The sequence below is a fragment of the Streptomyces sp. NPDC111507 genome (assembly GCF_055638955.1).
Window position 1 is genome coordinate 40,045 of the sequence record NZ_JBVKBU010000029.1, and the last position, 19,121, is coordinate 59,165.

The 19,121-nt window shown below is 68.6% G+C and carries 20 protein-coding genes and 5 pseudogenes; 12 read left to right on the forward strand and 13 right to left on the reverse strand.

Features of this window, described 5'->3' with window-relative positions; all coding sequences use genetic code 11:
* Nucleotides 1-63 precede the first annotated feature (63 nt).
* Nucleotides 64-615, forward strand: coding sequence for a helix-turn-helix domain-containing protein (locus ACZ7M2_RS49990; RefSeq protein ID WP_471600993.1), 552 nt, complete (start codon nt 64-66; stop codon nt 613-615).
* Here ACZ7M2_RS49990 and ACZ7M2_RS49995 read toward each other — a convergent pair.
* Nucleotides 560-836: pseudogene (locus ACZ7M2_RS49995) on the reverse strand (UTP--glucose-1-phosphate uridylyltransferase); the annotation flags it as partial. The gene ACZ7M2_RS49990 and the pseudogene ACZ7M2_RS49995 overlap by 56 nt on opposite strands.
* A 99-nt stretch (nt 837-935) precedes the next feature.
* Between ACZ7M2_RS49995 and ACZ7M2_RS50000 the strand changes: the two are divergent.
* The 4 genes and pseudogenes from ACZ7M2_RS50000 to ACZ7M2_RS50015 form a co-directional block, all read left to right on the forward strand.
* Nucleotides 936-1,122: pseudogene (locus ACZ7M2_RS50000) on the forward strand (cupin domain-containing protein); the annotation flags it as partial.
* Between the two features lie 289 nt (nt 1,123-1,411).
* Nucleotides 1,412-1,885 (forward strand): carboxymuconolactone decarboxylase family protein, encoded by a 474-nt coding sequence (locus ACZ7M2_RS50005; RefSeq protein WP_471600974.1) that lies wholly within the window; start codon nt 1,412-1,414, stop codon nt 1,883-1,885.
* Nucleotides 1,886-2,403: 518 nt separating this feature from the next.
* Nucleotides 2,404-2,805 carry a cupin domain-containing protein gene (locus tag ACZ7M2_RS50010; RefSeq protein ID WP_352052848.1) on the forward strand — a complete coding sequence of 134 codons (402 nt, stop codon included), beginning with the start codon at nt 2,404-2,406 and terminating at the stop codon, nt 2,803-2,805.
* Nucleotides 2,806-2,872: 67 nt separating this feature from the next.
* Nucleotides 2,873-3,070 (forward strand): hypothetical protein, encoded by a 198-nt coding sequence (locus ACZ7M2_RS50015; RefSeq protein WP_471600975.1) that lies wholly within the window; start codon nt 2,873-2,875, stop codon nt 3,068-3,070.
* A gap of 107 nt (nt 3,071-3,177) precedes the next feature.
* Here the strand turns inward: ACZ7M2_RS50015 and ACZ7M2_RS50020 are convergent, their stop codons facing one another.
* The 3 genes from ACZ7M2_RS50020 to ACZ7M2_RS50030 form a co-directional block, all read right to left on the reverse strand.
* A complete protein-coding gene (locus tag ACZ7M2_RS50020) occupies nt 3,178-3,906 on the reverse strand; it encodes an SDR family oxidoreductase (RefSeq protein WP_471600976.1) in 729 nt (242 codons plus the stop codon).
* 195 nt (nt 3,907-4,101) lie between these two features.
* On the reverse strand, nt 4,102-4,617 hold the full coding sequence (locus ACZ7M2_RS50025; protein ID WP_471600977.1) for an SAM-dependent methyltransferase: 516 nt from the start codon (nt 4,615-4,617) through the stop codon (nt 4,102-4,104).
* Nucleotides 4,618-4,844: 227 nt separating this feature from the next.
* On the reverse strand, nt 4,845-5,360 hold the full coding sequence (locus ACZ7M2_RS50030) for a putative immunity protein (protein ID WP_471600978.1): 516 nt from the start codon (nt 5,358-5,360) through the stop codon (nt 4,845-4,847).
* Between the two features lie 412 nt (nt 5,361-5,772).
* Here ACZ7M2_RS50030 and ACZ7M2_RS50035 point away from each other — a divergent pair, with 412 nt between their 5' ends.
* From ACZ7M2_RS50035 to ACZ7M2_RS50045, 3 genes are all read left to right on the forward strand, one after another.
* Complete coding sequence (locus tag ACZ7M2_RS50035; RefSeq protein WP_471600979.1) at nt 5,773-5,964, forward strand: hypothetical protein; 192 nt, start codon at nt 5,773-5,775, stop codon at nt 5,962-5,964.
* 238 nt (nt 5,965-6,202) lie between these two features.
* Entirely contained in the window at nt 6,203-7,045 is an 843-nt protein-coding gene (locus ACZ7M2_RS50040; protein WP_471600980.1) for a serine hydrolase domain-containing protein, read from the forward strand.
* 768 nt (nt 7,046-7,813) lie between these two features.
* Nucleotides 7,814-9,649, forward strand: coding sequence for a hydroxysqualene dehydroxylase (locus ACZ7M2_RS50045; protein WP_471600981.1), 1,836 nt, complete (start codon nt 7,814-7,816; stop codon nt 9,647-9,649).
* A gap of 664 nt (nt 9,650-10,313) precedes the next feature.
* Here ACZ7M2_RS50045 and ACZ7M2_RS50050 read toward each other — a convergent pair.
* Together ACZ7M2_RS50050 and ACZ7M2_RS50055 are read right to left on the reverse strand one after the other, a co-directional pair.
* On the reverse strand, nt 10,314-10,784 hold the full coding sequence (locus ACZ7M2_RS50050) for a DIP1984 family protein (protein ID WP_352052865.1): 471 nt from the start codon (nt 10,782-10,784) through the stop codon (nt 10,314-10,316).
* Between the two features lie 405 nt (nt 10,785-11,189).
* Nucleotides 11,190-11,345 (reverse strand): annotated as a pseudogene (locus ACZ7M2_RS50055) (transcriptional regulator); the annotation flags it as partial.
* Nucleotides 11,346-11,428: 83 nt separating this feature from the next.
* Between ACZ7M2_RS50055 and ACZ7M2_RS50060 the strand changes: the two are divergent.
* Nucleotides 11,429-12,157: a DUF2625 domain-containing protein gene (locus ACZ7M2_RS50060; RefSeq protein WP_471600982.1), complete on the forward strand. Its 729-nt coding sequence runs from the start codon at nt 11,429-11,431 to the stop codon at nt 12,155-12,157.
* A 27-nt stretch (nt 12,158-12,184) separates the two neighbouring features.
* Here ACZ7M2_RS50060 and ACZ7M2_RS50065 read toward each other — a convergent pair.
* The 7 genes and pseudogenes from ACZ7M2_RS50065 to ACZ7M2_RS50095 all read right to left on the reverse strand — a co-directional run.
* Nucleotides 12,185-12,372 (reverse strand): annotated as a pseudogene (locus tag ACZ7M2_RS50065) (transposase); the annotation flags it as partial.
* A 202-nt stretch (nt 12,373-12,574) separates the two neighbouring features.
* Nucleotides 12,575-12,886, reverse strand: coding sequence for a hypothetical protein (locus ACZ7M2_RS50070; protein WP_471600983.1), 312 nt, complete (start codon nt 12,884-12,886; stop codon nt 12,575-12,577).
* Nucleotides 12,844-13,281, reverse strand: coding sequence for a hypothetical protein (locus ACZ7M2_RS50075; RefSeq protein ID WP_471600984.1), 438 nt, complete (start codon nt 13,279-13,281; stop codon nt 12,844-12,846). Before ACZ7M2_RS50075 ends, ACZ7M2_RS50070 begins: the two co-directional genes overlap by 43 nt.
* A 368-nt stretch (nt 13,282-13,649) precedes the next feature.
* Complete coding sequence (locus ACZ7M2_RS50080; RefSeq protein WP_471600985.1) at nt 13,650-14,030, reverse strand: nuclear transport factor 2 family protein; 381 nt, start codon at nt 14,028-14,030, stop codon at nt 13,650-13,652.
* 5 nt (nt 14,031-14,035) lie between these two features.
* Nucleotides 14,036-14,917, reverse strand: coding sequence for an SIR2 family NAD-dependent protein deacylase (locus ACZ7M2_RS50085; protein WP_471600986.1), 882 nt, complete (start codon nt 14,915-14,917; stop codon nt 14,036-14,038).
* On the reverse strand, nt 14,914-15,855 hold the full coding sequence (locus tag ACZ7M2_RS50090; protein WP_471600987.1) for a protein-ADP-ribose hydrolase: 942 nt from the start codon (nt 15,853-15,855) through the stop codon (nt 14,914-14,916). Before ACZ7M2_RS50090 ends, ACZ7M2_RS50085 begins: the two co-directional genes overlap by 4 nt.
* Before the next feature lie 41 nt (nt 15,856-15,896).
* Complete coding sequence (locus ACZ7M2_RS50095; RefSeq protein WP_471600988.1) at nt 15,897-16,658, reverse strand: nuclear transport factor 2 family protein; 762 nt, start codon at nt 16,656-16,658, stop codon at nt 15,897-15,899.
* A gap of 153 nt (nt 16,659-16,811) precedes the next feature.
* Between ACZ7M2_RS50095 and ACZ7M2_RS50100 the strand changes: the two genes are divergently transcribed.
* The 3 genes and pseudogenes from ACZ7M2_RS50100 to ACZ7M2_RS50110 all read left to right on the forward strand — a co-directional run bounded on the left by ACZ7M2_RS50100 (nt 16,812) and on the right by ACZ7M2_RS50110 (nt 18,478).
* Entirely contained in the window at nt 16,812-17,696 is an 885-nt protein-coding gene (locus ACZ7M2_RS50100; protein WP_471600994.1) for a helix-turn-helix domain-containing protein, read from the forward strand.
* A 26-nt stretch (nt 17,697-17,722) separates the two neighbouring features.
* Nucleotides 17,723-17,866, forward strand: a pseudogene (locus ACZ7M2_RS50105) (MMPL family transporter); the annotation flags it as partial.
* A gap of 405 nt (nt 17,867-18,271) precedes the next feature.
* Nucleotides 18,272-18,478, forward strand: coding sequence for a hypothetical protein (locus tag ACZ7M2_RS50110; protein WP_471600989.1), 207 nt, complete (start codon nt 18,272-18,274; stop codon nt 18,476-18,478).
* The last annotated feature ends 643 nt before the right edge of the window (nt 18,479-19,121 follow it).

Below are 19,121 nucleotides of genomic sequence, written 5' to 3' on the forward strand. Positions count from 1 at the left end.
CTCCGCGGAAAGCGGCCCTCACGGGGCGGCCGCCGCCCGGGACAGAGCAGCACCGGGGCCCAGATCCTCGCGGCCGCCCTCGATCTCTGCGCCGTCAAGGGCTGTTCGGGCACGCCGATGCGCGGAATCGCCCAGCGGGCGGACGTGGATCCTGCGCTGATCCACCACTTCTTCGGCAACAAGGACGGCCCTTTCCGAGGGGCCGTTTCCTCCCGGATCGACCTGTCCGCCTGTGTCGAATCCCGGGCGGAGGAGACGGAGGAGGGGAGGGAGACCCGGGTGAAGAACCACGGGAAGTGGATCGCCCGGACGTTCCTCTTCTCCGAGGAGACCGAGCGGACACCGACATTCACGTCTCTGGTGTCCGCACAGCTGGTCGGCGTCGCCATACTGCGCCATGTCCTCGCGGTGGAGCCACTGGCCTCACTCGGCTGGGGGGGAACTGATGGAACGGCTCGTCCCTGCCATCGAGGTCCACTTCGGCCAGCTGCCCCAGGCCTAGCTGCTCCCTGTCCCGGGCCGTTCGCTGCGCGTTGGCGACCCAGGAGGGAAAACCCGGTCAGATGTTGGTTTCCGCCCTCAGGGCGGCAGCACGGTCGGCATCCAGTCCGGTGACCAGACCGCACAGTACGGGGCCGCACTCCGGGTGGGCGAAGGCGGACGCCATCTGGGCGACTGGGTGGTCGGCCCGGTTGCCAGTGTCGTACCAGCGGCGGGTCTGCTCGCGCAGTTCGTCGATAATGCCTGGGTGACGACGTAATTGCCGACAGCCGCGTACGACGACGGGGCGCCACCGGCTCGGGCTTTTCGACCAGGCCGGTGATGCGTGGTTGGCCGAGCGTGAGGCTGGTGCGCCCATGATCATCCGGCTTGTGCCGCTTGGCCGCTGCCGAGACAGTTGCGCTGCGCGGTGGCGATGATCACGAACGTCTTCGAAGGCCGGCGGAACGTTCTGGGAGCCGGGTGGTGACGTGATCCATTACCAGGACGGCAACGCGCCGGCGGATGCGCGGACTCGGCTCGTCGTGACCATGCTGTGCGCACCGGGCAAATCCATGCTCGAGCTGGTCGACGAGGAGGAGTTGAAGAAGCGGGACCCACCTGCGCGCCTCGCGGCTCACCTGCCACCTGCTCGTACAGGCCGGTCGTCAGTGGAGCCCGCACCTCCGTGCGCCTACCCCGAGATCGCTGAATTCCTTCAGCTCGGACTCGTCAACGTGCGCCAGATCGTCAGCCGTGCTTCGTCTCGGAGCCGGTGCGCCTCTCCTATGGGCACAACCCGCAGCCGGGGCTGTACGACGATGCCGACGATGACATGGCCTCTACGACCCACATCACACAGGCCTTGGTGTCACAAGTTGCCGGGCTGTCCGGTCAGTAGTGCGTACCAGCAATTCTGCTAGGAGGACCAATGGACGCACGCCTGAACTACTACGGCAATCCCTTTGCGGGCAAGGTGCTGAAGCACCTCCTCTCGACCAGCAAGGTGCTGTCGGGCTCGACGCTGCCGGCCACCATCCAACACCTGGTGGAGATCCGCGCCAGCCAGATCAACGGCTGCGGCTTCTGCACCGACATGCACACCAAGGAGGCCACCCACGCCGGGGAGACCTCGGTGCGGCTCAACCTGGTCGCCGCCTGGCGGGAGGCGACGGTCTTCACCGACGCCGAGCGCGCCGCGCTTGAGCTGGCCGAGCAGGGCACCCGTATCGCGGACGCGGCCGGCGGGGTCACGGACGAGGCCTGGGCGAACGCCGCCAAGCACTTCGACGAGGACCAGCTCGCCGCGCTGACGACCCTCATCGCCATCATCAACGCCTACAACCGCATCAACATCATCACCCAGCAGCCGGCCGGCAGCTACAAGGTCGGCATGTTCGGCTGAGCCGGGGTCCCGCCCAGCCGACGCGGACGGTCCTTCTCCGCGTCACCGCTGCCTTCGACGGGAAGACGGACTTCGGGCGCCGGCCGATTGCGCTCAACCGCGCGATCGGCCGGCCGTGTTCGCCCCGGAGGCCGCCGTCGAAGTCGGGTGCGGGCCACCCTTGGTCGGCAGGGCCCCTGTATACCCGTCCCGTCTTTGGGCTCACTCATGGTTCGGCGTGAACGCATATTCACCCTCCACAGTGATGCCGTCAAGGCCAGCAACGTGACAACGTTTGGCCGCGATTGCCACTGTGCGCTGCGCTCTCGCTGCTGCAGCTAGCCGAATTGTGGAGACCGCCGGCAGGGGTCAGGGGGATGCGGGGACTCGCGCTGTGTCAGGCAAGAGGCGCGCGGCGTGTCACGGATGCGGGCCGTCCTTTGACTTCACTGTAAAAACACGTTGTTGTGAGCCCGGAATTTCCGACGCTGGATCGTCCGTTCCGGGCAGGTCTACGGAGGTGTAGCACAATGCACGAAATGCACTCAAAGGACGGCTTCGGACCCAAGATGCTGGCGGACATCAAGCCGCCTTTCATTCCCGAGGGCGCTTCGGGAATGACCGTCCTTGTCGAGTGGGCTCCCGGTGACCCTGGGACTCCCCCGCACCGCCACTCGGGGCCGTGTTTCGGCTACGTGATCGAGGGAGCGGTCCGGTGGGAGCTCGAGGGCGAGCCGGAGCACGTGATCAAGGCCGGTGAGACGTTCTGGGAGCCCGGCGGTGAAGTGATCCACTATCAGAACGGCAACGCCTCCTCGGACGTGCCGGCCAAGTACATCGTGTTCATGATGTGCGCGCCGGACCAGCCGATGCTCACGCTGGTCGACGACGAGGAACTGGAGAAGCGGGCCCATCTGCGCGCCCCGCGCCCCACCGACTGACCTGCCGGCTGCGCACGGGCCGGTTCCTGACGGAGCCCGTTCGCTCCGTGGGAGGACGCGGTGAGGCATGAGCGCCACTGATGTCGTGTCCTGCATGCTGACAGCGCTGTTCGCGGCCGCGGCCGTCCGCGCACTGCGGGCTGCCCCCGTGTCACGGAGTCTTGGACGGCGCAGCCGAGTCGACCATCTCCTGCACACCGCCATGGCCCTGGCCATGGCGGTGATGCTGTGGAACTGCGGCCCCAGGCTGCCGGTGCTGCCGTAGACGGCCTTCTTTGCAGCCGCTGCTCTGTGGTTTCCGCTGACTGTTGCCGGCAGGCGACCGCGCCTCGGCAAGTCCGCGGACCGTCCGCCTGTGAGGGCGCGAGCTCGTCAGGAGAGCCAGTCGGTGTAGCGGGTGGGGGCGAGGTGAGCGTCCTTGTCGGTGAGGACGTCGCCCTTGACGACGGCGAACATGCCGGCAGTGGGGTCGGTGACGACGGTGCGGTTGTCGCCCTTGTGGGACAGTGTGATCCGGCCCAGTTCGTCCAGGGTGAAGATGTCGGGGCCAGCGATGTTGCGGATGCCGTTGAGCGGGGCGCCCGCGGCGACCTCAGCCACCGCGGCGGCCACGTCCTTGGCGGCGATGGGCTGAATGGGCGTGGCGGGCAGCCGGACGGTGTCGGCGTCGGAGGTCCAAGACATAGTGGCGTCCATGAACTCCATGAACTGTGTGGCCCGCACGATCGAGTAGGGGACCGGCCCGGCCTGGAGGATCTTCTCCTGGAGCACCTTGGCGCGGTAGTAGTCCATCTCCGGCACCTGGTCCACGCCGACGATCGAGAGAATGACGAAGTGACCGACGCCGCCCTTGCCGGCCGCGGCCACAAGGTTGTCCATCGAGGTCTGGAAGAAGGCGAGCGAGGCTTCGTCGAAGGTCGGAGAGTTCGTCAGGTTGACAACGACGTCGGCTCCCGCCACGGCCTCGTCCACTCCCTGGCCGCCGATGATGTCGACGCCGGTGGACTTCGAGTGCGGTACCGCCTCGTGCCCGGCGGCGTTCAGGTTCTTGACGACCTGCGACCCGATCATTCCCGTACCGCCGATGACTGCGAACTTCATGGCATGTCCTTTCGCCAGCAGTACACCCAAAGTGAGACATAAGCCACTATATGTGTGCGGCATGAGTTTGGCCCGGACACATCCCGCTCGGCTCCCAGGGTCGTCGGTCCAGGGCAAGGGCGGCGGCTACCATGCTCACGCGCGAACCCGCCCCGATCGCCGTGGTCGCAGCGGTCGACGGCCGCGGCCGGGCGTTCACCTGCGCGCAGATCCACCCGCGCGGCCCCCTGGCCACCCTCTGCCGAGTCGTGCGCCGCACCGCGCCCGATCGCCCGCGCGATGCCCCGGGCGGACACGACCCCGGGTGAACTCCCCCAGCAGGGCACCGCCCAACGGGTTCCAGGCCACGACGTCCAGGAGACGCCCGACGACCAGAGCGGGCGAGGTCATGCCCGCAGCAGTCGTAGCGTGGTGTCCGGTGACCCGCTGGGCCACACCTCGGGCCCCAGCCGCCTCGCGCAAATGCTCCAGGCCCACTGGGCTGAAGTCGGTGGCCAGCACTGTAAAGCCCTCGCGGGCGAGGTACAGCGCATCACGGCCATGGCTGGCACTCAGCTCAAGCACCTCGCGGGCACCGGCGGAGCGGAAGACGGCGGCAGCATGGACGGCCGGCTCGGACGGCTCCTCGCCGTACCTGCCGGGATTCTCGCCGTAGGTCTGCTGCCAGCGCTCACGCTGGACCTCGGCCCGTTCGTGCTCGCACTGCGACATGCTGAAGCCCTTCCCACCGCCCGGCCAGCAGGGACCGGCCACTGCGAGGCCGGCCTAGATCCACACCGTGTCGCCGCCGGGCCCGCCCCCGTCACGCGCAGGCCGCCAGTTCTCGTGAACATCAAACACGGCCCAAGCGGGCGCCTTCCGAAGTGCTGACCAGGCGGCACGTCCGCACGGCGACGGATCGTCTACGGACCGCCAGCGCAGGCGCAGCGGAATCCGACTCAACAGTCGAACACCGACCAGCAGATGTCGTTGCGCAACCTCTGGTCATCAAGTACGAGCTCGCGGATCGCGTCCGGGAGCTGATCGCGCTGCCACTGGCACTCGAGTCGTCCCGCGGTCTCGCTCTCGCCTTCCGGTGCCGCTGCACGTGCGGCCTTGATCGCGTAGGCGGCCGCGCCGAGCTCGTGCGCGGCGACGTGGGCGACGGCCCCGGCCTGGCCGGCGGCGTATGCCGCATGCCGTGCAGCCCCACGCAGGTCTCTGGCTGCCCCCATCGCATGGCCGCCCGCCGCGCGAGCCTGCATCATCTTGACCTCGCCGCGCACCCAGGCCCGTGCATGCTCGATCGCCTGGCGCGGTCGCGGGTCCCCAGGCTGAGCCGACTCGAAGAGGCCAAGGACGTGCTCTGCACACAAGGCAGCCCATAGGGCCATGAGATGGTGATCCGCATCAGTGAGAGTTCCACCACGGCGGATCGTCACGAAGCGAGGGTCCCGGACCTCCGGGAGAATCATGACGTGCACTCCCTACCTGCGCGCATCGGCGCCACTCGCCGTGGTGTGCCCTGGTGGCCGGTCAGCCGCCTGGCGCGGGAATGATCCAGAGTGCTGGCCAGACTCCTGGCAAGTACAGCAGAACCCGAGAAACCACTCCAGCTGACCGGTCGGACGATCTTCGCCGTGGACACCGGCCGCCGACCAGCACGAGTCCCCCTACCGCTCCTCACGCCACACCGGTGACCTGCAACTTCACGATGCGCACTCCTCATGGGAACAAGCTTCCTCTCCTAGGTGGTGTGGAGCGGCGAGCCTAGTTTGATGACTTCCCCCTGTCGGGCCCGTACGAGCCAGGGCCCGCAGACGACATCTCGCGCACCGACTTCCCGGCATCAACGGCCCCGAGTTGGGCGGCCACAATCCGTTCGGCTTGCCATGGGTCGGACAACAGCCGACCTCAACGAGGCTGCAGAGACCGTGCGTCCTCGGCTGCCGCACCGCGCTGCCCGCCATCGCCGCCGCGGCCCGGCACGCCCGGCTCGACGCCGACGAACAAGTGTGCCGCGCGGCAGCGGACACCGAGGCAACGGTGGAAGCGGCCGTCGCGGTGCTCGCGGCGTAGGGCCGACAACCGGCACGGCCTTCGATACCCCGTTGCGGCGCTCCTGGGTGCGGCCGCCATGGTCGCCGATTCCCGGCCGATCACCTCAGGGTTCCCGGAAGCCCCGGTTCAGGGGCTGTTCCTTCCTCCGGATGGTTTGTGTCCCGAGGGCCATCCAGGGACAACCCGGCGGAGGCCGGCCACGCCCAGCCCCACGTCCACGGGCGATCGCGCTCGCGCTCGTGGAAGGGATGTTCGTGTGCTCCTACGCACTGTTCGCGGGAGACTGCTCGGCCTGGTGGCGGCCGGCGTCGTGACTCCGACGGAATTCGCGGCGCCCGCGGTGGCCAGTACCTCCTGGAGCGCGGCCGTGGACCATGCGCCGGCCCGGGTCGCCATGGAGGCCGCCGTACGGGCGGGCACGCCCGGAGTGCTGGGCCGGGTACGGGACGCGCACGGTACCTTGTCCGCCGCGGTCGGGGTCGCCGACCTCACGACCGACCGTCCGCGCCGGCCCGACGACGGATTCCGCATCGGCAGCATCACCAAGACGTTCGTCTCGACCGTGATCCTCCAGCTCGAGGCCGAGCGCCGGATCAACCTGGACGACACCGTCGGGCACTGGCTGCCCGAGCTGGTCCGGGGCAACGGCAACGACGGCCGTCTGATCACCGTCCGGCAGTTGCTGAACCACACCAGCGGCCTCTACAGCTACGACGCCGACCCCGGCTTCCGGGCGAACGTCTTCACCACGGCGTTCCTGACGCACCGCTACGACACCTACACCCCCGAACAACTGGTACGCACAGCCCTCGCCCACGCGCCCCACTTCGCCGCGGGCACCGCTTACAAGTACTCCAACACCGACTACATCCGGGTCGGCCTGATCGTGCAGAAGGTCACGGGCCACCGATACGGCACCGAGATCGAGCAGCGCATCATCAAGCCCCTGGGGCTGCGCTCCACGACGGTGCCCAGCACGACAGCGGTCATGCCCCCATCGCATGGACACGGGTACTCCAAGTTCCCCCGACGACGCCCCGGACGAGCCCGTCCACGACGTCACCGACCTCAATCCGTCCACGGCCTGGGCGGCCGGTGAGATGATCTCCTCGGCAGGAGACCTCACCCGGTTCCACTCCGCCTTGATGCGCGGCGGGCTGCTTCCCAAAGCCCAGTTGACGGAAATGCTCACCACGGCGTCCAGCGGCCCGGGTACCCACGGTGGCGGCCTGGGTATCTCTCCCGCGACGCTGTCCTGTCCTGCGGCATAACGGTATGGGGCCACGACGGCGGTATCCACGGCTCGACCTCCCTGGCCCTCACCACCCGTGACGGCGGCCATACCGCGGCGTTCAACCTCAACGCCGACTGGACAGGAAGCGTCAAGGCCATGGCCGAGGCCGAATTCTGCGGGTCGAGCTGACCGCGGAGCCGCCCTTCGAGTCGCCGGCGTCCGCCTCGAGGGTGGCGAACAGGTTGCGGACGAGGCGCCGACGGACAGGACCCGGATGGTGCGCACGCCACCACCCCACGGCCCCGGCTGCTCTCCCCACGTCGTGCAGGTCCCTGTTTCAGATGCCCCCGGAGCAGCAGTGACCAGCTTTAATGCTGGACGTCTCAACGCAGTGCCCCGGTGAGTTCATCTCACCGCCGTGTCCATACTCACGCTGTTCGGCGGCAGTTGTGATGAATGGGACTGACGGATCGGCAGAGACCAATTGGTTGACGATGGTCGCGAGGTCGTCGACGGGCCGGTCCTACACGAACAAGCCCGGGCATCGGTGCCTCCTTGTGCTTGTGAGGATGCTGTAGGTGACAGGCAATAAGGCTTCCGGCTTCCGGAGCCGCTCCCTACCCTCCGATGTTCATGACAACAGAACGCGCGCAGCAGTCTCAGGGGCACGACGGACACAGCCGCAGACGCTTCCTGACGGCGACCGGGGGAACCGTCGCCGGAGTCGTCGGTGGGGGAACGGTAGGCGCCTTAGGGGCTGCCGGAAGCGCGGCCGCGGCCTCCTCCGGCAAGCGCGTCGCCGTCCTGGGCGGCGGAGTCTCCGGCCTCAGCGCCGCTCACGAACTCGCCGAACGCGGCTACGAGGTCACGGTCTACGAGTACTACGACACCCTCGGCGGCAAGGCCCGCTCAATGGACGTCCCCGGTACCGGAACGGGCGGCCGCAAGCCGCTCCCCGGCGAGCACGGCTTCCGCTTCTTTCCCGGCTTCTACCGGAATCTGCCGGACACCATGCACCGCATTCCCTTCCCCGGCAACGCGAACGGCGTCCACGGCAACCTCCGCAGTGGTACTGAGGAGTTGTTCGCGCGCGGCTCGGGCCGCCCGGACCTGCACTTCCCACTTCGCCGGGTCACCACCCCGCCCGCCCCCGGCGACCTCACCCCGTCCTGGATCCGCGACCAGATCCTGTCGGTGCTGGACCTCGGCGCCCACCTGCCCGCCAACGAGGCCGCCTACTTCGCCGACCGCCTCCTGGTCCACCTCACCAGTTGCGACGCGCGCCGCGAAGGCCAGTGGGAGAAGGTCGCATGGTGGGACTTCATCCGGGCCGGCGAGATGAGCCGCGAGTACCAGGTGCTCCTCGGCATCGGCCAGACCCGCAATCTTGTCGCCACCCGTGCCGAGATCGCCTCCACCCGCACCGTCGGCCGTGTCATCATCGAGGCCCTCATCCTGTGGGGCCTGCTCGGCCGTGGCATGGACGGCGACGCGGACGTCGACCGGGTGCTGAACGCCCCGACCAGCGAAGCATGGATCGACCCCTGGGAGAGGCATCTGCGCTCCCTGGGCGTCGAGTTCGTGCTCGGCACCGAGGTCCGGGACGTGGTGTACGGCGGCGGCCGGGTGACCGGCGTACGGGTGGCGGAGCGCGACGGCAGCCGGCAGCGCACCATCACCGCCGACCACTACGTCAGCGCCCTCCCGGTCGAGCACGCGCGCGTCACCTGGGGCCCGGCCCTGCGCGCCGCCGACCCGCAGCTCGGGCGGTGCGACGCGCTGAAGACGGACTGGATGACCGGCGTGATGTTCTACCTGCGCACACCCACCCCCGTCGTGCACGGCCACATCAACTGCCTCGACTCACCGTGGGCGGTCACCGGAATCGGCCAGACGCAGTTCTGGGACGTACGGGACTTCTCGCGCGACTACGGAGACGGGCAGGCCCACGAGTGCCTGTCCACGATCATCTCCGAGTGGGACAAGCCCGGCATCCTGTACGGCAAGACGGCCCGCGAGTGCACCAAGGACGAGATCGTCGCCGAACTGTGGGCCCAGCTGAAGGACGGGCTGAACGACTCGGGCAAGACGACGCTCAGGGACGAGGACCGGCTCGGCTGGTTCATGGACCCGGCGGTGACGGGCCTCGGCGGCCCCGACCCGCAGAACCGCGAACAACTCCTCATCCACCCCACCGGCACCCTCTACCACCGCCCATCGGCGAGGACAGCGGTGCCGAACTTCTTCCTCGCGGGCGACTACGTCCGTACGGATGTGGACCTGGCGACCATGGAGGGCGCCAACGAGTCCGCGCGACGCGCCGTCAACGCACTCCTGGACGCGGACAATTCGGCCGCAGAGCGGTGTCACATCTGGGAGTTGTTCCGGCCGCCGGAGATGGAGCCCCTGAAGCGGGTCGACGAGGTGCGCTATCGGCTGGGGCTGCCCAACACCTTCGACCTGGGGTAGCACCCGGCACTGAGTTGCGCCGGAAGGGCCGCTGCCCCGAGCGGCTGCGGCCCTTCAGCCGAAACAGCGTGGTGCTGCTGGAGCGTCCGCACCGCGTCGGACGGCGGGTCGTAGGACAGCGGCTTCCGCTCGCACGAATCGTGACCGTGCGCGGTTCGCCTGGTCCGGGCCTGCTGCTGACGTCATCGTCGGCGCCGCTCTGGGCGACAGGCCATCGAGCGACTCAGTTCGGGCAGCTCAGTGTCCTGTCGCACCGCGTCCGGCGTGTGGTGGGCTGCTGACCTGCACGGTTGCCAGGTCGCTTGAGACCGCCGGTGGCCGGCGTTCTCAAACGACCAGGCTTTCGCGGAAGTCTCGTTCGCGATAGATGCAGGAGCGCCGCCGAAATCGCCGACAGTATCCGCCGGAGATCGCCGTTCTCCATGGTGCTGCGATGTGGAAAGCCCCGAACCCGCCCTCGCCGCCTCGGATCTGCACGTGGTGATGTGCTGTGCGATGTGCACCGTTACCTGTACGCGGTGCTGAGCTGCGCTGTTATATGGGGAGTCGAACCCCCGCGTTGCTCTTCACGCGCCAGGAGTGGGCTGGAAAACCGCCAGCCCTCGGCGTGTGCACGCCTCCGAAGCTGCTACCTGCTCCACATCGTCCCAGGTCGCTGGACTACTCAGTCCAGCAGATCGACCTCCCAGTTCGTACGCTGAATCCGCACATCGACCTCGCGGATCTCCCGGGCGAGTGCATCCGCCTGACCGCGCAGCTCCGCGACCGGAAGCGCGGACAGCATCATCAGCTCGGACCGAAGCTGCCGGCCGTATCCCCGCTCGCCCTTACCCGTCGCCGCGTCCGCCGCCGCGGTGACCACGGAGTGACGCAACCGCAGGACATCTCGGCGTGCGAGGGCATCGGTGAGCGTGCCGTCCGGACCCATCTCCACGGTGGCATTGGTTCGGTTGATCCGCCGGATCAACGTTTCCAGAGCGTCCAGCACCTCACCGGTCTCAGCCAACAGCTGGGCCGCATCCTCGGCGGGTGTCTCCCCTTCCTGGTACCGCGCACTGCTCACGACGCGCGCTCGCAGCTGTTCTACACGGCGCGTCGCCTCCGCACGTTCTGCCAGTGCCTCAGCAAGCTTCACTGTCTCCACCTCCCCCTCCATGAGCCCGCACGAGTATACGAGTGCGCGACAGGACACTCAGTCCGTCTCAACGTGCTGGCCCTTGGGTCGGACAGGGGGCACCGTCAATGAGAAAGGGACACTCGAAACGCGAACCTACAGTCGGCCTTCTACATCTGAGCCATGTCGACGAAGCGGGCGTAGTGGCCCTGGAAAGCGACGGTGTTGGTGGCGGTGGGGCCGTCGCGGTGTTTCGCCACGATCAGGTCGGCCTCGCCGGCGGAGGGAGTCGCGGTCGTAGGCGCCCTCAGTGGGCGCGCAGGTCGGTGAAGATGGCGTAGGCGGTGTCCTGGATGAACAGGGGGGGCATCACTCATGTCCGGCCTACTGCGGGCCAGGCAAGTCCGGTCCGCATCGGTCATGGTCCCGCTGCGCAGGCCGATCGACCTGCGACTGATTCAGCGGGTGGATCTCCACACGAGTGCCGCGGCCTTCCTGGTTGAGACGGGCGAGCAGGTAACGGGCGACGATCTCCCGCCGCACCGCCCGGTAGGCCCGCTCGATGCGCTCCAAGTTCTTCCGCCTCAGAGGTCATCTCGATGGGTCGATCGATGTGCGGTGACCCGGCGGACTGAGCCGCTGAGTGCTAGTGCGAGGATGCGGGGATGCGCGAGGTCAATGAGCTGATCAACGTTGACGATCCGGCCTGGCCGCTCCTCCTTCAGGAGCTGTCCGGTATCGACGTACCAGTTGAGGTACTTCCCGGCGATGCCGAGACAGGCCGCGCCTCGCTGCTGCAACTCCAGGTCTCCGCCCGATCAAATTTGGGCGGCATCGTACTGAACTGCGGCGGTCTGCTCGTGGACAGCGGATGGTTGAGGATCTTCGGAAGCCCGAGTGGTGCCGATGTCGAAGGACTGCCCGGCCTGGCTGAGATCAACGCGATGCCGGGGACGTTCGATCCCGCATGGCCGTCGGGTGCAGGGCTCGTGGTCGCGCACGATGTGCTGGGCGGGGTCTTCGCCCTCAACGGGGGCAACCCCCGCGAAGCCGGTCGGCCCGGCGAGCCGGGCGAGATCGTCTACTTCGCCCCCGATGCCCTTGGCTGGGAGGCCCTGGGCGCCGGCCACTCGGCTTGGCTGTCCTGGACTCTTTCCGGAGGGCTCCAGGAGTTCTATGAGGGCCTGCGGTGGGACGGCTGGCGCGACGAAGTCTCCGTGCTGAATGGCCGGCAGGGGCTGTCGTTCTTCCCACCGTTGTGGTCGGCCGAGGCCCGCCAGGACCTGCCGGCGACCAGCCGTCGTGCGGTGCCCATGGCGGAACTCCTGGGCCTGAGCCGCACCTCGTGCCTTCAGTTCGACAGTGCCGATCCGGGGTTCCTCGGAGCCGTATGAACCGGCTCCCCCATCCAGACGCCGGTAGCAGATGAGGGTGGCGGCGGTGCCGGCGAAGGCGAGGAAGTGTTCGGCCTTGCGCTCGTAGCGCCGTGCAAACGGCGGCACCCGGCAAGCCAGGCCACCGTCCGTTCCACGGTCCAGTGGTGGCGGCCCAGGCGCTGGGAGGGCTCGATGCCCTTGCGGGCGACGCACGGGGTGATGTTCCGGGAGCGCAGCCACTGCCGTTCCAGATGGCGACCTCCGTGGCCTGGCGGTCAGTCAACCGACTCCCCGCCGCGGCCGCCGCCCTGGTGACCGCCTCCACCTGATCTCGCAGGTCGTACGTGTACGCGTCATGGCGGCGCAGGTTCCTGAGCATGGTGCGCGCACGCGGCCGGCAGCCTCCGCCGCCGCTCGATCGGCAGTGGCCTCCGCCTAGAGCGACTCGTGGGTGGCGTGGGCGAGGCCGGCGAAGTAGGCGGTGGCCTTCTCCACGATGCCGTCCTCGGTCTCCGTACGGTCATGCGCGGCGGTCGCGTTGGCGAGGACCAGGAGCTCGCGCACCTGCTTGGCGTCCTCGGCGTCCGCCGCCTGGTCCAGGCGGGCGAACAGCTCCCGGCGGGCTTCGGCCTGCTCGTCCAGCCGGCGCTGTGCCTCGCGTACGCCGGCCTCCAGTTGACCCGCCGTCTCCTCGCTCACCCCCGTCAGATCGGCGATCTCGCCGCACACCCGGCGGACCACGAGCACGGAGTCGACCTTCTGGGCATCGGCCCCGGCGCCCGGGCATCCGCGTCCGGCTCCTTCCGGGCCCGGCCCGGGGACCGCTGCGTCGGCGGGGGCGTGTTGCGGGCCCGGACGATCCGCTCGACGGCCGGTGTCGACCGACCTCGCTCCGTCATCGCGCACTCGTCCAGGCCGAACCACTCGGTGGGCCGGGCGAACGCCTCGGTGCCGATACGGACCCGGCGGGCGGTGCACTCGCTGTCCAATCGGATGCGGTGCACATACCAGCGGTGGACCAGGGTGTCCCGGTCCACCGGCACCAACACCCCTGGCACCGGCTCGCTCTCGCCGTCCCACACCGGGGCTACCGGCCGGTCCAGGTGCACCCGCAGCCCGCGGTCCTTGAACTGGATGTCCACAACGGAGCCGACCTGCGCGCCGCGGGCCGGGTGAGACCTGTATCGCTGGTGGCGAGGACACCGGCCCTGAGCACGGTTTGTCCGGGAGACGCGGCCTCTTCGGCTTCGCATGGAACGCCCGGGTGAGAACTGTGATGACTCTGCTGGGCGCCCGCTCAGAAGAGACACCCTTGATGAACATGGGGACTGGTCACCAGATCGAGGACGCTGACGCCCCCGCACTTGCTTTGCTGCGTTTCTCCCGCTTGAAGGACCTCATGAAACACCGGCGATCCTTCTCGCGGCTGGTGAACCCCAGAGCGGACGGGAGACGATTGGGGCGTCAGCGCCATGGCGAGGTCACGGGGCGCTTGGCTCCCGCCTCTGTGTCAGAACATGGTGTTGTCGTTCTCGGAGGTGGGCGGGATGACTTGGAGGACGTCCCAGTGCTCGACGATCTTTCCGTTGTCGTCGAAGCGGAAGATGTCGATGCCCGCGTACTCCTCGTCGGGCCAGGTCTGGTGGCAGTGCAATACGACGTGGTCGCCCTCGGCGAAGGCGCGCTTGACCTCGACGTGTTTACCCGGGTACTCGGCTGCCATCCGTTCGAAGTACTCGATGAACGCCTCCTTGCCGTCGCCCACATGCGGGTTGTGCTGGATGTAGGTGTCGCCGGAGTAGCGCTCCAGTGCTTCGGCGGGGTGACACTGGTTGAACATCAGGTCGTAGAACGCCGTGGCCGTGGCCTTGTTGTGTTCGGGATCGATCATGGTGGTCACCGTAGGTTCACGTGGTGGGGGTGGGACGGGTCGAGTGCGCTGATCAGGTGATCGGCGCGGGCGGCGACCGGCAGGGCGCGTCCTGCGAGGTCGGCGGGGGTTTCGGGGTGCTCGGGGTTGACCCGGATCAGACGGGCTCCGGGGAGGTGGCGGGTGAGGTTTTCGCCGGGCAGGCGGATGACGCCGGGGGTGTTGAAGCCGGCGCCGAACTCCAGGACGAGGAGCCGGGAGGTGGCGGGGAGGGCGTTCAGCCACTCGTGGAGGCGACCGGCGGCCGGGAGGTAGGGGTCGTCGATGAACTCGGGGCCGGTCCGGACGTTGATCTCGACATCTCCCCCGCAGTCCGGGCAGCGGGGCAGGGCTGCGGGGTCGGTGATCGCGCCGCTTGCGGGGTCAAAGGACGCAAGGAGTCTTTTGACCAGCGGTTCGGTGTCGTACGTAATCCGGGTGCAGGGGGTGGTGCACTGGTAGCGGCCGTAGTCGCCCTGCGGGGCGTAGATCCGGTCGGGGTCGAAGCCGTTGCGGGCGAAGAGGGCGTCGACGTTGGAGGTCATCACCCAGTGGTCGCGGTCGCCGATAAGGGTGTGCAGGCGCTGGTAGAGGGGGTTGAGGGCGGCGGCGAAGCGGATGTCGTCGATGTGGACGGCCCAGTAGCCCCACAGCAGAGCGGGCGGCAGGGGGACGCCGACCAGGTAGCGGGAGCGCAGGCCGAGACGGTGCAGGGCGGGGAAGAGTTCGCGGAAGCGGGCCTGGTCGCCGTAGTCGTGTCCGGCGGCGGCGCTCAGGCCCGACCCTGCGGTGATCAGGACGTGGTCGGCCTCGTCCAGCCAGGCGCGGACCGTGGCGAACGTCCGCTCGTGGTGCTGCGGGGACTTCATCGGGTCGGGGTTCCTTGGGTCAGCGCGCGGGCGTATGCGGCGCGGTCGTCGTCCGTGAACACGTTGAAGATCACGCGGTCCAGCTGCCCGGGACGGCGGTCGAGCCAGTCGGCCACGGTGTCCAGGGCGATACGGGCGGCGGGGGCTTTCGGATAGCCGAAGACGCCGGTGCTGATCGAGCAGAACGCGACGGTACGGATACCGCCGGCCTCGGCGGCGAGATCGAGGCAGGCGCGGTACGAGGCCGCAAGCGCATCCGCGTGGTCCGGGCGCAGCGGGCCGTCGACGATGGGGCCGACGGTGTGCAGGACATGGCGGGCCGGCAGATGGTAACCCCGGGTGATCTTGACGGTGCCGGTCGGTTCCGGGTGGCCCTGCAGCGTCATGACCGTGTGGCAGTCCTCGCGCAAGCGGGGGCCTGCGGCTGCGTGCAGGGCATTGTCGATGCACGGGTGCATCGGCGCGAAGCAGCCGAGCAGGGCGCTGTTGGCGGCGTTCACGACGGCGTCCGCCACGAGGGTGGTGAGGTCGCCCTGCCACAGCACCGTACGGTCGGCGGCCGGGTAGGCGGTGCCGGGGAACATGGCGCGGATGGTGGGCAGACAGGTCGCATCAGTGAGCTCGCGCCCCTGCTTCTCGGCGGCCAGGAGCGCATCCAACGCACGGGTGGTCTCAGCAGGCAGTAGGCCCGGCGCGCGTACGGTCAGCACGGCGCGCAGCAGGCGCCGGGCATCTGCATCACCGAGCTGGTCCGCGTCGCCGGGCCGCAGACCGCTTCGGACAGCTATCGGGTCCTGGCCCAGGAGGTGCAGCGCGGCACGGACCATGCCCGCCCGCCCCGGAGGGTCGGCCGGCGCGGCCCCGGTGCGGGGCTCGAACGGCTGGTCCAGGGCGATGGCGGCACAGTAGGCGCCGAGCGGCAGTGCGGGGGCGGGCACGGTGATCCTCGATCCTACGGACAGTGCGGTGAAGGTAAGGGTCAGAACAGGCCGTTGGTGTGCGGGAGTTCGGCGGGCACTGGCGCGATGACATCCCAGTGCTCGACGATCCTGCCGCTCTGCACACGGAACAGGTCGTAGTACGCCACCGGGACACCGAACTCGCCCTCGGACTGCAGCAGAACGAACTCCCCCTCGGCGATGACCTTGTGGACGCTCTTGTAGACCAGGTTCCTGCCCTGCTCGGCCCACTTCGCCGCGGCGGCGCCGAAGCCGTCCAGGCCGTCGGCGGCCTCAGGGTTGTGCTGGTGATACGTCTCGGTGGAGATGTAGTCAGTCAGGACCGAGTAGTCGGCGCCGACGAGCACCTTCTGCGCGAACTCGGCGACCAGGGCGCGGTTGGCCTCGGTGCGCTGCGGGTCGGTGACGTCGGCGGGGCCGTCGGTCTGCGAGCGGCCCGAGGCGGTCTCCTCGACCAGCGGGGTCAGGGCATCCCAGTGCTCGGCCAGCTTGCCGTCCGCGTCGACGCGGAAGATGTCGAAACCGACCAGCGGGGCGGGTCCGAAGCCGTAGTACGTGCCGTGCAGGGCCACCAGGTCACCGTCTGCGATGACACGCGCGCCCTCGTAGCGAAAGTCCTCGGGAAGCCCGGCGACCAGAGCGCGCAGGGCCTCGGGTCCGTCGGCGGCGAGCGCGCTGTGCTGGATGTAGTCGGCAGCCGCCCAGCGGTCCACCGCGGCCTGGTCCTTCTCACCGAACAGCTCAGCGGCGGCGGTCAGGACCGTGTTCTTGGCAGTGCTCATCGGAATTCTCCTCAGCGGAAAGGCGGCGGCGAGGGGGTTGTCGCACCTCTTCGCACCCTTGGACTTTTCCGACGCCGGTACGGCGCCGGTCAGTGGCACACCTCAAAACTAAGAGGAAGAAAGCACGGGAACCGGATACGCTCGCGACTGATGATGGTCAAAAACCGACATGCTGGCGTCGAGGGGATTCCCGAGACCCCCTTCACTGCGCCCGCCGGAACCCCTGCGGGCGTCGAAGTGCTGTCCCTGTCCGACCTGCGCTCCCGTGTCCCGGCCCGGCGGCTCGCCGAGCCCCAGCGCCCGGACTTCCACCACCTGCTGGCCCTGACGACCGGCACCCTGTGGCACACGGTGGACTTTGCCGCCCACGCCCTGGAGCCCGGCTGCTGGCTGTGGGTACGCCCCGGCCAGGTCCACGCCTGGGGCGACCTCACCCGCGCCGAAGGCATCCTGATCCTCTTCCAGCAGGACTTCCTCGACACGGCCACCACCGCCGCCGCCCGCACCGATGACCCGCACGCCCCCGCCCTGCTCCGCCCCCTGCCCGACGACGCGGCGGCACTGCGTCGGGCCGCCGAACACCTCACCGCCGAGTTCCATGCGCTCGGGCACCTGCCGCTGGACGTCCACACCGCGGCCCTGCGCCACCTGCTGTCCGTACTCGTGCTGCGCCTGGCGCACCTGACCGAGCCCGCCGGCCCGCCGACTGCCGAGCCCGGCGCCGCCTACCTCCGGTTCCGTGACGCCGTCGAGAAGAACTTCACCCAGACCCGCCAGGTCGAGGACTACGCGCGCACCCTGGGCTACTCCGCCCGCACCCTCTCCCGCGCCACCCTCGCCGCCACCGGCCTCGGCGCCAAGGAGTTCATCGACCGTCGCGTCGTCCTGGAAGCCAAACGCCTCCTGGCCCACAGCGACCGGACCGCCGCCCGCATCGCCGACCACCTCGGCTTCTCCAGTGCAACCCACTTCAGCAAGTACTTCCACAAGCGCACCGGGAAGACCCCGATCGCCTTCCGCGACATCGTCCGCGGGTAGACCGTGCGCTGATCATAATGTTCGCCTTCGGGGCCTTCGTCCTCAGCAACGACCGTAAGCTTCAGCAGTTCGGGCTCGGCCTGGCCGTCGCAATCCTCCTCGACGCCGTGGTCATCCGCTGCCTCATCGTCCCCGCGGCCATACAGATGCTCGGCAAACGCGCCTGGTGACTACCTGCATGGCTGGACCGGAAACTGCCCAAGGTGTCCATCGAACGCCCTGAGCACGGCTGACGCGGACCGGCACCGTTCAGGTCACCATCACGCCCGCGCAATATTCGACGTGCCCGACAGTGCCCGCGAGTTCGCGGCTGAGAAGCGTGCGGCGGCGCCGGCCTCTTCGACGAGCCTCAGAGCGAGGCGTCGGCCGGCGGTTACTGCGGCGCCGACACGCAACAACAACCCTCGGCAGCAGCGAGACTGCGGCACCATCCGCCCCACTCCTTCCCAGAAGATCCGTGGGTATGGGTTCAACACGTAGAACTTGACAGGGAACAGGGGCGATCGGTGTAGAGCTTGGTGGTCAGCCGGCCACCGCAGCCTCCGAGCAGCAGCGCACCAGAACGCGTCCTACGAGTGGAGGCGACGGACGGCGTCCAACTCGATCGCCTCCACCGGGACCCGGAAGACGGCGGCTACTTGTTGCACGTCGACCTCGAGGTCAAATGGCCGGAGATCGACCTGGCCGTCGCCGCCCCGCTCGTGAAGAAGGCCGATTCGCTGTGCCCTTACACGAAGATGGCCCAACGGGGGACGCCGACAAGCATCAGGCTGGCCTCATAGCCGACGGCATCGGCTGCCTGTCCAGCTGTATGTCGTTTCTGCAGCCGTCGTGTGCCTCATGACGGCAGACGAAGCTCTTCGCACGACAGCCCAGCCGCTGACCGGTGTTCCATCGAAAAGACGCAAGAACAAGAAAGGGGGGACCAGCCGGCCGGTCGCCGATCCACCGGGGTGAGCAGGCGACAAACGCCACCTGATCACCGACGGAAAGGGCACGCGGCTGCCGGTCATCCTGACCGGCAGCAACCGCAAGGACCTCACCCAGTTGGCACCAGTGGTGAACGCCGCGAGGCATTCCGCGGTCGGGGCGGCCTACCGCGCCGCAGAGCCGTGACGCCTTACGCGGACCTCGGCGACGCCCTCCACCGCTAGCGCAAGCAGGCCCGCATCCGAAGCATCATGCCCGCCATCGCGTACCGCGGCAGCGGTCTGAGCCTCCACCGGTGGGTGGTCGAGTAACTGGCTCTAACAAAAGCTGTTGATCATGTGACTGTTGGCTTGTCTGTTCGTTGGTCTGGTTGTGGGGAAACGTCAGTCGCGGCCTTGGATCGTTTCGGGTATGACCTGTTGGCGGCGCCTGGCGGCCTGGAACCAGGCCGGCGTCTGGGACCAGTTGCATGTGCTGCTGCTGGAGAAACTGCGG